General features: G+C 69.5%; 1 protein-coding gene (cut by a window edge). It reads left to right on the plus strand.

Annotated elements, in window-relative coordinates:
• Positions 1-15819 carry the 5' portion of an SDR family NAD(P)-dependent oxidoreductase gene (locus tag M2319_RS04485; protein ID WP_264600240.1) on the plus strand. Its footprint extends 4911 nt past the window's final position, so only the first 15819 of its 20730 coding nucleotides appear in the window; it begins with the start codon at positions 1-3; its stop codon lies off the right edge, out of view.

Consider the following 15819-nt stretch of genomic DNA (forward strand, 5'->3'; position numbering starts at 1 on the left):
ATGGCCGAGCGTCCCGTCGCCATCATCGGTCTCGGCATGCGCCTTCCGGGCGCCGACGACCTCGACGGGTTCTGGCAGCATCTGGCCGCCGAACGCTCGCTGATTTCCGAAGTGCCGCCGGAGCGCTGGGACGCCGCCGAACTGAAGGGCGATCCAGCGAACGGTAACAAGACGGCCAGCATCTGGGGCGGCTTCGTCGACGGCGCCGATACCTTCGATGCCGCCTTCTTCGGCATCTCGCCGCGCGAGGCGGCGTGGATGGACCCCCAGCAGCGCTTTGCCCTGGAAATGGCCTGGCACGCCATCGAGGACGCCGGCTATGCCGCCTCGGCGCTTGCCGGAACCCGCACCGGCGTCTTCATGGGCTGCTGCCATTGGGACTATGCCGAGCTCCTGGAAAAGCACCTCGCCCAGCTCGATGCCTACCTTCCGACCGGCATCGCCTTTTCCATCATCGCCAACCGGGTCTCCCATTTCTTCGACTTCCGCGGCCCCAGCATCACCAACGACACGGCCTGCGCCGCCTCGCTGACCTCGCTCTTTGAAGCCGTGCGCGCGCTCCAGGCCGGCGAATGCGACCTGGCGCTCGCCGGCGGCGTCAACCTGATCTGGTCGCCGAACCATTTCGTTGCCTTTTCCAAGGCCGGCATGCTCGCCCGCGACGGCCGCTCCAAGGCGTTCGACGAGGCGGCCGACGGCTATGTGCGCGGCGAGGGCGGGGCCGTGCTGCTCCTCAAACCCCTGTCGCGGGCGCTTGAAGACGGCGACCCCATCCACGCCGTCATTGCCGGCATCGGCGTCAACCATGGCGGCCGCACAAACTCCCTGACCGTCACCAACCCCGCGGCCCAGGCGGAACTCATCGCCCGCGTGCACCGCGAGGCCGGCGTGCCGCCCGACGCCATCGACTACATCGAGGCGCACGGGCCGGGAACGCCGCTCGGCGACCCGATCGAGGTCTCCGGCCTCAAGGAGGCGTTCGCGACGCGCGCGGCCGAGACCGGCGTGTCCTTCCGGCCGGAGACCTGCGGCATCGGCTCGGTGAAGACCAATATCGGCCACCTGGAGGGCGCGGCCGGCGTTGCCGGCATCGTCAAGGTGCTGGCGGCGCTTAGGCACGGGCGGATCCCGGCCAATGTCGGTTTTTCGGAGATGAACCGCCTCATCGACCTCGCCGGCACCCCCTTCCGCATCCAGAAGGAAGCAACGGACTGGCAACGGCGAGACGACTGCCCCCGCCGCGCGGGCGTCAGCTCCTTCGGCTTCGGCGGCAGCAACGCCCATGTGCTGCTGGAAGACGCGCCGGCGCGTGCGCACAGCGTGGCGGCGGACGAACCGGTCGTCGTGCCCCTGTCTGCGGCGAGCGAGGACCGGCTGGAAGCCTTTGCCGAACGCCTGCTCCGCTTTGTCGAGGAGAATGGCGAGCGCGTCACGCTTGCCGACCTCGCTGTCACCTTCCAGTACCGCGAAGCGATGGATGCGCGGATCGCCGTCGTCGCCGCGACCCTCGACGGTCTTGCGGTCCGGTTGCGGGCCTATCTGGCGGGGGGCGAGGCCATCCTGCCCGGCGGCGAGGACCCTTCGCACGATCTCGCCCGGCGGTGGATCGCCGGAGCGGACGTCGACTGGCCGCACTGCGCCGGCCGCCGCATCCACGCCCCGCTTTACCCCTTCGACAGGCACCGCCACTGGATGGACCTGTCGCTCGGCCAGAAGCCCCAGGGCGAGACGCCCCATCCACTCCTCCATCGCAACGCCTCGGGCTTTGCCGGCCCCGCCTTCGAGACGGTCCTTTCCGGCGACGAATTCGTCCTCGCCGACCACCATGTGAACGGAACGAAGGTGCTGCCGGGCGTCGCCGGCCTCGAAATGGCCCGCGCCGCCGCCCGCCTCGCCGGCGGGCTGGAGGAGGACGCGTTTGCGATCGAGAATGTGGTCTGGAGCCGGCCGATCGCGCTCGACGGCCAACGGACAGTCCGCGTCGAGACCCGGCTCACGCGCAAGGGCGGTGCAATCGCCTTTGCACTTCAAACCGGCGAGGCGTCGCCCAATCTTCAGGGCATCCTTCGCAGCCTCGAAATCGAGGCATCTGCGGGTGAAGACCTCGCCGCGCTCCGCACACGCCTCACCGAGCGTATAGATCCCGCGACCTGCTACGAGCGCCTTTTCGCAAGCGGCGTCGACCACGGCCCGGCGTTCCGGGCGCTGTCGCAGGTCTGTCGCGGCGGCAATGAGGTGCTGGCGCAACTGAAGCTGCCGCGGCGCCTGCTGCCGTCGCTGGAACAGATGCCGCTCCACCCGGTGCTGCTGGACGCCGCGATCCAGGCCTGGGTCGCGCTCGGCGATGGACCGCCGCCCGGCGCCGGCGTGCCGTTTTCCTGCGAAAAGGTCGAGGTCTTCGGCCCGTGCGCCCCCGTCATGTGGGCGCATCTGCGGCTGCGCCCCGGCGCGGCCTCCGTCCGCCACCTCGACATCGACCTCTTCGACAAGGACGGACAAAAGCGCGTCGCGATCCGCGACCTCGTCCTGCGCGTCCTGGCGCCGGCGGAAACGCACGAGCCACCCACCAAGCCCGCCTTTGCCGCGCCTGTCATCCTCGCCGACGGCATCTGGCGCGAGGCACCGCTCACCTTCCGCGCCGACGAGGCCGCCGAGACCCGCATCCTCCTGGCGGGCAGCGACGCCGCCATGGCCGAGGCGCTGGCACGCCGCACGCGCTGGCCGGTCGACTGCCTTCCATCGCTTGAGGGGCGCGATCCGGCGGACGCGGCGGAAATCCTCTTCCGCGCGGTCCATGGCATTCTCGCCGAGACCTTGGCAAAGCGGCCCGCCGAGCCCGTTTCGTTCCTGGTGCTCGCCACGGAGCCCACGCCGGCAACGGCCACCGCGCCACTCGCGGCGCTGCTGCGGACCGCGGCGAGCGAAAATCCGAAGCTTTCCGGTCGCGTCGTGTCGCTCGCCGGTGCCGTCTCGCCGGACCGGCTCGGCGTCACCGCCATGGCCGAGGCCCGCGCCGCCGACGGCTTCACCGAGATCTGCTACGACGCCGCCGGAACGCGAAGCGTCTGGAAACCCGAAATCCGGAATATCTGGACTTCCGACCCTCCGTTTTTCGTTAATCCCGACGGCGTCTACTGGATCATCGGCGGCCTCGGCGGGCTCGGAACGATTTTCGCCGGCTGGCTGGTCGACAAGGGCGCGAAGAAACTCGTCCTCAGTGGTCGGCGCCAAACGCCAGATCCAGAGGGAGAAGAAGCCCTCGATGCGCTGAAGGCAAGGGGCGCCGAAATCCTCTATCTTCCCGGCGATATCGCTTCCCCGGACGACGTCGAAGCCCTTGTCTGCCGCGTCGCCGAGCTGGGGCCACTGAAGGGTGTCATCCACGCTGCCGGCATCCTCCAAGACGGCTATATCCTGACACAAGGCGCGGACCGGGCCGTTGCCGCCTTTGCCCCCAAGGTCGCCGGCACGGTCCATCTCGACCGGGCGACCCGCGATGCCCCCCTCGATTTCTTCGTCCTCTGTTCCTCGGTCGCCGCCGTCTTCGGCAATCCGGGCCAGGCCGGCTACGCGGCGGCGAACGCCTTCATGGACGCCTTTGCCGAGGCCCGCGCTGGCGACCCGGCCGCCCCCGGCAAGACCGTCTCGATCGCCTGGCCGCTCTGGGCCGAGGGCGGCATGTCGGTCGATGCGGCGACCCTTGCCGCCATGGAAAAGCGCCTCGGCCTCACGCCCCTGCCGACCGCCGCCGGCCTTTCCGCGCTCGAGGCCCTGCTTGCAGCCGATGCGACGCCGCGTACGACGGTTCTCCACGGCGATGCCACTCGGATCCACGAGGTGCTCGGCGCCTATGGCCAAGAGCCGACGCCCCCGGCGCCGGTGGAAAAACCCATAGCCAAAAATGCCGCGCCTGCGCCCGATGACGCCGCCCTGACGGCCTTCACCGTCGCCCACGTCCGCGACATCCTCGCCGAAGTGCTGGAGCTCGACGCCGCGCGCATTCGGCCCGACCGCAAGCTGGAGGAATACGGCCTCGATTCCATCGCCATCGTCGAGGCCACGAGCCGGCTGGAAGAAGCCCTCGGGCCGCTGTCGAAGACGCTCTTTTTCGAGTTCGTCGACCTTGCCGGCGTGGCGGGCCACCTGGTGGCGGAGAAGGGGGAGGTGCTCCGCGCGCTTTTCGCCGACGAGCACCCGGCTCTGGATGAGACGCCGCCGCCCGAACCGCCCCGGCCGACGGCCGCGATCCCGCTCGCCGCCAACGACGACCGTATTTCATCATCGCCACCCGATCGCAAACCCGGCCGCCCGCGCCGCCCGCCCGACGCCTCCGACGACAACCACGACATCGCCATTGTCGGCCTGTCGCTCCGCGTCGCGGGCGCCGCCGACCAGGACGCCTTCTGGAAGATGCTCTCGGAAGGCCTCCATGGCTTCACGCCCGTGCCCGCCGAGCGCTGGGACCACGCCGCGATCCATCACCCGGAACGCGACGTCCCCGGTAAGACGGTGGTGAAGACCGGCGCCTTCCTTGCCGATATCGATAAGTTCGATCCTCGGTATTTCCGGATTTCGCAGGCCGAGGCCGAGCTGATGTCGCCGGAGGTGCGGCTGTTCCTGGAGGCGAGCGTCGAGGCCTTCGAGGATGCCGGCTATTCCCGCGAGACCATGGCGCGGCGCTATGGCGGCGACGTCGCCGTCATCGTCGGCTCCATGACCAACGAATACGACCTTTACGGCTTCCAGAACATGCTCCTGCGCGGGGCCCTCGCCAGCGGCAGCTATACCGGCACCGTGCCGAACATGGTCTCCTATTTCTATGGCTTCACCGGGCCGTCCTATTTCCTCGACACGATGTGTTCCGCAGCCTCCACCTGCGTCCACGAGGCCGTGCACATGCTGCGCGCCGGCCGCTGCAAAATGGCGCTCGCCGGCGGCGTCAGCCTGCTTCTCCACCCGCAAAAGCTGATCGCCACCTCCCAGGAGCATTTCACCAGCAAGTCCGCCGACGTCATCCGCGGCTACGGCCTCGGCGCCGACGGCACGATCCTCGGCGAGGGCGTCGGCGCGCTCGTCCTGAAGCCGCTGGCCGAAGCACGGCGCGACGGCGACCACGTCTACGGCGTCATCATCGGCTCCGGCATTTCCAACGCGGGCGTCCGCAACGGCTTCACGGTGCCGAACCCGAACCAGCAGGCCGTCGCCATCGAGGCCGCGCTCGACGACGCCGGCATCGGGGCGGAAACCATCGGCTATGTGGAGGGCCACGGCTCGGGCACGGCCCTCGGCGACCCCATCGAGGTCAAGGCGCTGACGACGGTGTTCCGCAAGGCGACGGACGCCGTCCAGACGGTCCCCGTCGGCACGGTCAAGAGCAATGTCGCCCACCTCCTCGGCGCCTCGGGCCTTGCCGGCATCGCCAAGGTGCTGGCGCAGTTGAAGCACGGCCAGCTCGCCCCCTCGCTGCACGCCGAAACGCTCAATCCCGACATCCCGTTCGCAACCTCGCCGTTCTACGTCCAGCGGGAATTGGCCGAATGGGTGCGCTTGAAGGATGCGGACGGGGCGGAGCTTCTGCGCCGCGCCGGCGTCACCTCGATCGGCGCCGGCGGCATGAACTCCCACATCGTCATCGAAGAGGCGCCCCACCTTCCGGCCTTGCCGGAGCCGGAGGGACCGGAGCTGCTGGTCTTTTCCGCGCTCAACCCGGAGCGGCTGAAGGTCGTTTTGGAACGCTTCCGCGACCACCTGCGAAGCCATCCGGACGAACGGCTCGCCGACCTCGCCTTCACGCTGCAGGTAGGAAAGAACGAGCTTTCCGCACGGCTCGCGATCATCGCGCAGGGCCGGGACGAGGCCCTTGCCGCCATTGATCGATTCCTCAGGACGGGAGAGCCCGGCGACGGCACGGTCTACCAGCCGTCGATCCTCGACTGCGATCCGCCGGGTGACCGCGAGGCTCTGGATGTCGACTGCGCGGCCCGCCGGCTCGACCGCATCGCCGATGCCTGGTGCCGGGGCGCGGTGGTCGATTGGGATCTGGTCAACCGGGGTCGGGCGCTGCGCCGCGTTTCCCTGCCGGCCTATCCGTTCGAGAAGGTGCGCTGCTGGTACCGGGAGGAGCCGGACGCGCCGTCGGTAATCCGCCCGCTCGGGGCGGGGCAAAAACTTCATCCCTTCGTCGGCGTCAACCGCTCCGATGCTGCGGGCCTGCGCTTTGAAACAGGAATCCTCCTGACGGAACTGCGTGACTACGTCTTCGCCGATGCCGGTCGTGAGGCAATCCTGCCGCTCGCCGCCGTCGATGCGCTCGCCGCCGCGGCGTCGCTCGCCGGTCTTTCCGCCCGGCCAACCTTCCGCCAGATACAGATACAACCGGCGAAAGAATGGGCGGAAATCGCATCATGCGATATCCGGATTAACGGTAATTCGAATAAAAGACCGGACCTCGCAATCGATACGATCGACCGCTCGGGCGACAAAAGGACCTGGGCGCGCGGCCTCTTGTCGGCCGATGGTCCGAAACCGGTCGGGTCGGTCGACCTTGCAGCTTCACGCGCCTCTGCGCTGGAAGAGCTGGATGCCAAAACCCTCTATGGCGCGTTGAAGGCGCGCGGCCTCACCTTCGGCCCCTACCTGGAAACGGTCGCGGCGGCATGGCGCCTTACCGATGGCAGCGTGCTCTGCCGCCTGCGCCCAGACCCGCCGCAGCAGGATGCCTTCAAGAAGAATGCCCGCCTGCCGGCGCCGGCGCTGGGTGCAGCCTGGCAGGCCCTGCTGCTTGCAAGGCCCGGGGAAGATGATGCAGCGGCGTTGGCGATCGATGCCATTGCGCTTGCCGACGGCGCGGTCACGGATGTCCTCTGCCGTCCGGACGGCAGCGGCGGTCACGACATCCTGTTTCTGGACGGCACCGGAACCATCGTCGCCGAACTGAGCGGCGTTTCCGTCGGTGCATCCGGCGCCGAGGAACGGGGTGTCGCGGCGGTTCCGGATGGAGCCGAGGCCGGCGCGCCCATAGACGCCTCCACGAAGCTCCCCGCGAGCCTGCCCGCGAACGCCCTTTGCGACGACCTCCGCCGGATGGCGGCAAGCATCCTGAAATTCGCGCCCGCCGACATTTCGCTGCGCGAGCCGTTCCACGATCTCGGCTTCGACTCCATCTCGCTGACCCGCTACGCCGGCGACATCTCCGCAGCGTTCGGCATCGCGCTTTCGCCGGCGATTTTCTTTGAGTGCGAACATATCGAGGCACTCGCCGACCACCTGGCCTCAAGATACAGCGTTGCCGCACGACCAAACTCCGTGGCGACTGTCCCGGCGAAGACGGCGTCCGACACCGTTTCGGCACCGGCCATCCCGGCCGGACCTGCGGTCAAGACACAGCGCCCGCAGGCCGTGTCCTCAAACGAAAAAATCGCCATCGTCGGCATGGCCGGCCGCTTCCCGGAAAGCCCCGACGTCGAGACGTTCTTCGACAACCTCCTCGCCGGCCGGGACCTCACCTCCGACCTGCCGCTGGAGCGCTATTCCCCGACCTGTCGGGCGCGGCTCGATGCGGCCGGCTTTACCAAGCGCGGCGGATTCCTGTCGGATATCGACCGCTTCGATGCCGCGTTCTTTCGCATCTCGCCGGCCGAGGCCGAACGCATGGACCCGCAGCAGCGCCTGCTGCTCGAGACCGCCTGGCGGGCGCTGGAAGACGCCGGCTATGCCCCCGAGGAGTTGCCCCGCGCGGGCGTCTTCGTCGGCATCACCTCGCTGGATTATGCCGATCTCTGGCGCGCGGAAGGGCTTCCCGCCGACGGCTTCCTTGCCACCGGAAACTCGCTGGCGATGGCCGCCAATCGCATCTCCCACCGCTTCGACCTTTCCGGCCCGAGCGAGGCCATCGACACGGCCTGTTCCTCGTCGCTGGTCGCGCTCCTTCGCGCCCGCGACGCCCTCCTTGCCGGCAAATGCGACGCGGCGCTCGTCGGCGGCGTCAATCTCTGCCTGGCGCCGGACGGCTTCGAAGGCCCGCACCAGGCCGGCATGCTGTCGCCCACCGGTCGCTGCCACACCTTCGCGGCCGATGCGGACGGCTACGCCCGCGGCGAGGGCGTTGCCGTCCTCGTCCTCAAGCGCCTTGTCGATGCCGAGCGCGACGGCGACCGGGTGCTCGCCGTCGTCGCCGGCGGCGCGGAGAACCATGGCGGCCGCGCCGGTGCGCTGACGGCACCGAACGCCAAAGCTCAGGCCCGGCTGATCGTCGAGGCGATGGCCGGCATTGATCCGGAAACAATCTCCTTCATCGAGGTCCACGGCACCGGCACGGAACTCGGCGATCCGGTCGAGATCAACGGCCTGAAGCGCGCCTATGAAGAGCTGCTCGGCGAACGCCGGGCGGATATCGGCCTCGGCGCAGTCAAGCCCAATATCGGCCATCTGGAAGCCGCCGCCGGCCTTGCCGGCGTCGTCAAGGTGGTGATGGCGATGGGGCGGGGCGAACTGCCCCCGACCATCGGCTGCGACGCGCCGAATCCGCATATCGACCTCCAGGGCAGCCCATTCCGGCTGGTGACCGCGCGCGAGGCCTGGCCGAAAAAAAACGACGCGCCGCGCCGCGCCGGTGTCAGCAGCTTCGGTTTCGGCGGCACCAACGCCCATGTGGTGCTGGAAAGCTACGACGGGGCCCGCGAGGCGCGCCGATCCCTGCCGCCGCGCCAGTTTGCCGACGCGCGCTTCTGGATCCCCTTCGAAAAGGAAACGCAAAGCGAAACGCTGCTCTTTGCCGCCGAATGGGCGCCGCAAGAGGCAAGCGGCACGGCTTTCGCAGGGCGGCGCATCGTCGTTGCCTGCGGCGTCCCGGTCGCCGAGGCGGGTACCGAAATCGTCGATCTCGCGCCGACGGGCATGACCATGGCGGAGCGCTATCGGGATGCCGCCGGGCGTTTGCTGCGGTTCCTGAAAAAGGAAATGGCGGCGGCGATCGGTGACGACGTCCTGATCCAGCTCGCCGTCCCGGCAGACGACGCCCTGTTCGCCGGCCTCGGCAGCATGCTGCGGACGGCAAGCGAAGAAGAGCCGCGCCTCAAGGCCCAGATCGTCGAGGTGCCGGCCGCGACCGCTCCGGCGACGGCCGCAAGATGGCTGCAGGGTGAGGCGGGCGGCCCGGCCGGCACCCATAGCCGCTATGTGGCCGGCCGGCGCGAGGTCCGGCGCTGGCGCGCGCTTTCCGAGCCGGCGCCCGCCGAGCGCTGGCAGGACGGTGGCGTCTACCTCCTTACCGGCGGCATGGGCGGGCTCGGCCGGCTGGTTGCGAGGGACATTGCGGAAAGCGCGAAGGGCGCCGTGCTGGTGCTCGCCGGATCGGGCCCGCTCGACGAGGATCGCACTGCCTTTCTTGAAGAGCTTCGCGGCCTCGGCGCGGTTGCCGCCTATCGCCGTGTCGACGTCGCCGACAAGGCGGCCGTCAAGGCGCTCGTCGACCACATCGTCGAGGTGCACGGGAAACTCACCGCGGTCCTCCATTGCGCCGGCATCTTGCGCGACGGGTTCCTGGCCACCAAGACCGAGGACGATCTTGGCGCCGTCCTCGCCCCGAAGGTCGCCGGCAGCCTCGCGCTGGTCGAGGCCTGCGCGGGGCGGGGCGTCGAAGAGATTGTCTTCTTCTCCTCGCTCGCCGGCCCGTTCGGCAATGCCGGCCAGGCGGACTACGCGGCAGCCAACGGTTTCCTCGATGCGCTCGCCGAGCGTGGGGCTGGCGAGACCAAGATCACCGCCATCGACTGGCCGCTCTGGCAGGACGGCGGGATGACCGTCGATTCGGGCACCAGGGACGCCCTCTTCCGCCGCATGGGCCAGCGCCCGCTGTCGGCGCAATCGGGCCTCGACGCGCTCGCCCGTGCCCGCTCCGCGAACGCCGCTCAGGTCGCCGTCGTTGCCGGCGATGCGGCCCGCATCCGGCGCTTCTTCGCGCCGCCGGACGCTCCGCCCGCAACGCCGCGGGTCGACACCGGCCCGGCCGCCGCCGCGCCGTCCCCGGATATCGCCAAGCGCACGCGCGAAAAACTCCGCGCCCTCTTCGCCGGCATTAGCGGCCTGGCCGAGGCGGCCATCGACCCGGCCGCGCCGCTGGAAGACTACGGCATCGACTCGCTGATGATTACCCGGCTCAACAATGAGCTTTCAGGTCGCTTCGCGGCGCTGCCGAAAACCCTCTTCTTCCGCCACCGCACGCTTGCCGCCGTCGCCGACCATCTGGCCGAAGCCCAGCCCGCTGCCTGCCGCGCCTGGACCGGGCTTGATAAAGAACCGGCGCAGCTTGCCAACACGTTTTCGCGGGCAGCGGCTCCCGCCGCGATCTCCATTCCGGCCCCGGACGACCCCATCGCCATCATCGGCCTCAGCGGCGCCTATCCGGATGCCCCCGATCCCGATGCATTCTGGGAAAACCTCGTCGCCGGCCATGATGCAGTGACGGAAATTCCTGAGGAGCGCTGGCCGCTCGGCGGCTTCTTCGAGCCCGACCCGGACGAGGCGGCTGCAAGCGGCAAGAGCTATTCGAAATGGGGCGCGTTCCTCCAGGGCTTCGCCGATTTCGATCCGCTCTTCTTCCGCATCTCGCCGCGCGATGCCGCCGCCATGGACCCCCAGGAGCGGCTGTTCCTGACGGCCGCCTGGCAGGCCGTGGAGGACGCCGGCTACAGCCCGGCGCGGCTCAAGGCGGCAACGGGCGGGCGCGTCGGCGTGTTCGTTGGCGCCACCAAGACCGGCTACGCGCTCCACGGCCCGTTCCGCGCCGAGGGCGGCGCCATGGTGCGTCCGTCAACCTCCTTTGCGGCGATGGCCAACCGGGTCTCCTTCGTGCTCGACCTTTGCGGCCCGAGCGTTCCCGTCGATACCATGTGTTCGTCGTCGCTGACGGCGATCCACGAGGCGGTTCAGCATCTTGCAGCCGGCACCTGCGAGATGGCGATCGCCGGCGGCGTCAACCTCTATCTCCACCCCGCCACCTACGCCGACCTCAGCGCCGCCCATATGTTGAGCCCGACCGGTCGCTGCCGCAGCTTCGGCGCCGGCGCCGACGGTTTCGTGCCCGGCGAGGGTGTCGGCTGCGTGGTGCTGAAGCCGCTGTCGGCGGCGCTTGAAGATGGCGACCGCATACATGCCGTGATCCGCGGAACGGCCGTCAACCATGGCGGCCGTACCAACGGTTTCACCGTCCCGAACCCGCTCGCCCAGCGCGACGTGGTGCGTGCGGCGCTGGCAAAGGCGGGGCTGTCCGCCGGTGACATCTCTTATATCGAGGCCCACGGCACCGGCACCGATCTCGGCGACCCGATCGAGATCGACGGGCTGAGCGAGGCGTTTGCCGGCGCGCCGGGCGCTTGCGCCCTCGGCTCTGTGAAATCCCAGATCGGCCATCTGGAAGCAGCGGCTGGCATCGCCGGAATGACCAAGGTCGTCCTGCAGATGCGGGAAAAGACCTTCGCGCCGAGCCTTCACGCCGACGACGTCAATCCCAACCTCGATCTGGCGATTACACCCTTCGTCCTGCAGCGCGCGGCAGTTCCCTGGCGGTCCGAGGCCCCGCGCCGGGCCGGCATCTCCTCCTTTGGCGCGGGCGGCGCCAACGCCCATGTGATCGTCGAAGAAGCACCGCTGGACGAGGCGGCGGCAACGGACGGCGGACCGCAGGCGATCGTTCTTTCCGCCCGCACCGAAGAGCGGCTTCAGGCCGCCGCCGGGCGCCTGCTCGCGTTCCTGGAAAAAAAGAGCCGGCGGTCCGTTGCCCCGGACCGGGACGCGCTCGCCGGTGCGCTCTCGCGCCAGCTTGCCGATCTCCTTGGCGTCGAGAGCGCCGACATCGACCCGACCGAGAGCTTCGACGGGCTCGGCCTCGAACCCTCCGACGCCCATGCGCTCCGCCGCGCGGCGAACGCGGCCTTCGGAACCGATCTCGGGTCGCAAGACCTCGCCGCCGCCGGCTCGATCGCGGGCCTTGCCGGCCTGATCGCGGCAACGGCCGCACCCACGGCGAGCGCCGGCCCCGCACTCGCCGACATCGCCTACACGCTCCAGGTAGGCCGCGAACCGATGGACGCCCGCCTCGGCATCATGGCGTCCGACGTCGACGATCTGGGCGAAAAGCTCCACGCCTGGCTGGCCGGCAGCGACGTGCTGGCCGGCGTCTTTGCCGGCAATGCCGGCGGCCCGAACAACGGCTTTGCGGCGCTTTCCGGAGACGAGGTGCTGGCCGAGGTGATCGCGCGGGCCTGGGCAACAGGCCGCGCCGAAACCCTCCTGCGGCTCTGGGTCGAGGGCGTGGAGATCGACTGGCCGCTGCTGCGCGCCGGCGACCGGGCCCGCATCGTCTCGCTGCCGACCTATCCCTTCGAGGCCCAAAAATACTGGATCCCGGAAGACGTCCGGCGTGCCTCGGTGGCGGACGCACCCCGGCGCGAGCATACCCCTGACGCGGCCGTTTGCCGGGCGGTCGAGGCGCCTTGCGGCGACACCTTGCTCCTCGGTGCGATGGACGCATTCGACGAAGCGATTGCCGGCGTCCTCAAGTCGGTGCTCGGCGACGTGTCGATGGACGCGAGCGTCGAAAAATACCGGCCTTGGCGGGCGGCGGCGGAAAGCCTGCTGGCAGATGCGCCCGAGGTCGATCCGGCGGAGGCCTCGACCGCCTGGCAGGCCCGGCGCGAGGTCTCGCCCGCACAGTGGGCGCTCGCCGATGCCGCGCTCAAAGCCCTGCCGGAAATCCTCACCGGGCGGCTGCGCGCCACCGACGTCCTCTTCCCGGACGGCCGGCAGACCCTCGTCGAAGCCGTCTACAAGGAAAACGCCGTCGCCGCCCGCTTCAGCCGGACGCTGGCCGAGGCCGCCGCGGGGATCGTCGCGGAAGGCACCGGCCGCGAACTGCGTATCCTTGAAATCGGCGCCGGCACGGGCGGCACCTCCGAGCCGGTCTTCGATGCCCTTCAGCCCCATGCCGACCGCATCGCCGAATACTGCTACACCGACGTCTCGAAAGCCTTCCTGATCCACGCCGAGCGCGACTATGCGGGCCGCGTCCCCGGCCTCAGGACGGCGCTCTTCGACGTCGAGCGCCGGCCGCAAGAGCAGGGTCTGGGAACCGGCTACGACCTCATCATCGCCGCCAACGTCCTCCATGCGACGGCCGATATCCACCGCACGCTCTCCCATGTGCGGGAAGTGCTGGCACCGGGCGGGACGCTGCTTCTCAACGAGACCAGCAGGCCGACGCTTTTCACCCATGTCACCTTCGGCCTGCTCGACGGCTGGTGGCGGTTTACCGACCCGGACCGCCGTATCCCCGGAACCCCATCGCTGACGCTCGAAGCCTGGCGGCGCGCGCTGGAGGGCGCCGGCTTTGCCTTCGTCGCCGGTTCGTCGGAGCCGGAACGCGCCCTCGGCCAACAGATCGTCGTGGCGCGGGCGGGAGGCGCACCGGCCGGCGAAACGCCTTCGGGGCCTAAGGCGATCCCGACCATATCGGACGCCGCTGCATCGCCACCGCCTCGCGAAAACGCCGTCCCCTCCGGCACCCTCCGCGACCGCCTGCTTGCGGCCCTTGCCGAAACCCTCAACGTCGCGCCGGAGCGCATCGAAGCGGACAAAAGCTTTGCCGACTATGGACTCGATTCCATCCTTGGCGCGGAGTTCGTCCATCGGTTGCGGAAATCCCTCGGCATTGCGCTCGACCAGACCACGCTTTTCGATTTCTCGAACGTGACGCGACTGGAAGCGCATCTGACGGAAGACCATGCGGACGCCGTGACCCGCCTTGTCGAACCCGGCGCCCCGCCGATCCGGTCGAAAGAAACGGTGGCTGCCATCGCCGCGCCCGCGATCCGCACCGCTCCCGCCGCCCGCACCGACCCCATCGCCATCGTCGGCGCCAGTGGCCGCTTTGCGAAATCGGAGACCGTCGACGCCCTCTGGGAGCACCTCCTTGCCGGCGACGACCTTGTCGAGCCCGTCACCCGCTTCGACCTTGCCCCGTTCTACCGCAACGCCGCGCCGGGAACCTATGGCCGCCACGGCAGCTTTCTCGATGCCGTCGACCGCTTCGATCCGGTCTTCTTCGGCATATCGGGCCTGGAAGCCACCTATATGGACCCGCAGCAGCGGCTGTTCCTGGAAGAGGCCTGGAAGATGCTGGAAAACGCCGGCCATGCGGGAACCGACATGGTCGGCCGCCGCTGCGGCGTCTTTGTCGGCGCGAGCCACGGCGACTACCAGGAACTCTTCGCCGACCAGCCTCCGGGCCAGGCGTTCTGGGGCAACACGGCCTCGCTGATCCCGGCCCGGATATCTTACTGGCTCGACCTCAAGGGCCCGGCCGTCGCCGCCGACACCGCCTGTTCGTCGTCGCTGGTCGCGCTGCACCTTGCCTGCCGGAGCATCAGGGACGGCGAGTGCGAGATGGCGCTTGCCGGCGGCGTCTTCGTCCAGTCCTCGCCGCGCTTCTTCCGCTATGCCAATGCCGCGGGAATGCTCTCGCCAACCGGGCGCTGCGCCGCCTTCGGCGCCGGGGCCGACGGCATCGTGCCGGGCGAAGCGGTCGGCGCCGTGCTGCTGCGCCCGCTCGCCGACGCGCGCGCCGACGGCGACACGGTGCTCGGCCTGATCGCCGCCACCGGCACCAACCAGGACGGCACCACCAACGGCATCACGGCGCCGAGCGCGGCCTCCCAGGAGCGGCTGATCCGCGAGACCTATGAGGCCTTCGGCATCGACCCCGCCTCCATCGACATGGTCGAGGCCCACGGCACGGGGACGGTGCTCGGCGATCCGATCGAGCACGCCGCGCTCGCCCGCGCCTTTGCCGGCGTCGACAAAAGAATCCTGCTCGGCTCGGTGAAGTCGAACATCGGCCACGCGACGACGGCCGCCGGCATCGCCGGGCTCCTGAAGGTGCTGTGGAGCCTGAAGCACGAGACGATCCCGCCGAGCCTGCATTTTGCCGGCGGCAATCCGGCGATCGACTTTTTGACTAGCCCGTTCCGGGTCAACGGGGATCCTGTCCCCTGGCCGAAGGGGGCGCAGAAAAAACGCCGGGCGGCGATCAGTTCCTTCGGCTTCAGCGGCACCAACGCCCATGTGGTCGTGGAAGAGGCGCCGGATGAGGCTTTGGTGCCCGAGCCGACGCGAACGCAACTCTTTGTGCTGTCCGCCCGCACGCCGGAGCAGTTGAAGAGCCAGGCCAAGCGGCTGGCCGATCATCTGGAAACGCATCCGGAGCTCACGCCCGAGGATGTCGCCTTCACGCTGATCGCCGGGCGCCGAGCCTTCGAGCATCGCCTGGCGCTGGTGGCGGAGGGGCTCGCCGACGTCACCGCGCGCGTGCGGGCCTGGCTCAGGGGTGACCCCGAGGGCGACGAGGAGACGGGCGCAACCCGCGCGGCCAGCGCGGCCGAGGATGCCGAAGCGTCTCTGCCGACGGCAGTGACGGCCACCGACGGCGACCGGCGCATGACGGACCTCCGCACACTCGGCCGGGCTTTCCTCGGCGGCATGGCGCCCGATCCGAAAACCCTCTTTACGGCACCGCGTCGCCGCGTGCCGCTGCCGACCTATCCGTTTGCCGATCGGCGCTATTGGGTGGGGCGGCAAGGCACCAGCGACGGTGCCGCGCGCGCCGCGGCCGCCGCGTCTTCGGAGTCGATCCTCTCACCGCAAGCGCGGCCCGCTCCGGCGATGGCCGCAGCGGCGGCGCCTTCGCCGTCCATTTCCTCGCCCGCAGACGATGACCGAGCCGTGCCGACGGCTGCGCCAAGGCCTGCGGACGCGCCGTCGTCCGGC

Source organism: Rhodobium gokarnense, from assembly GCF_025961475.1.
Classification (GTDB): domain Bacteria; phylum Pseudomonadota; class Alphaproteobacteria; order Rhizobiales; family Rhodobiaceae; genus Rhodobium; species Rhodobium gokarnense.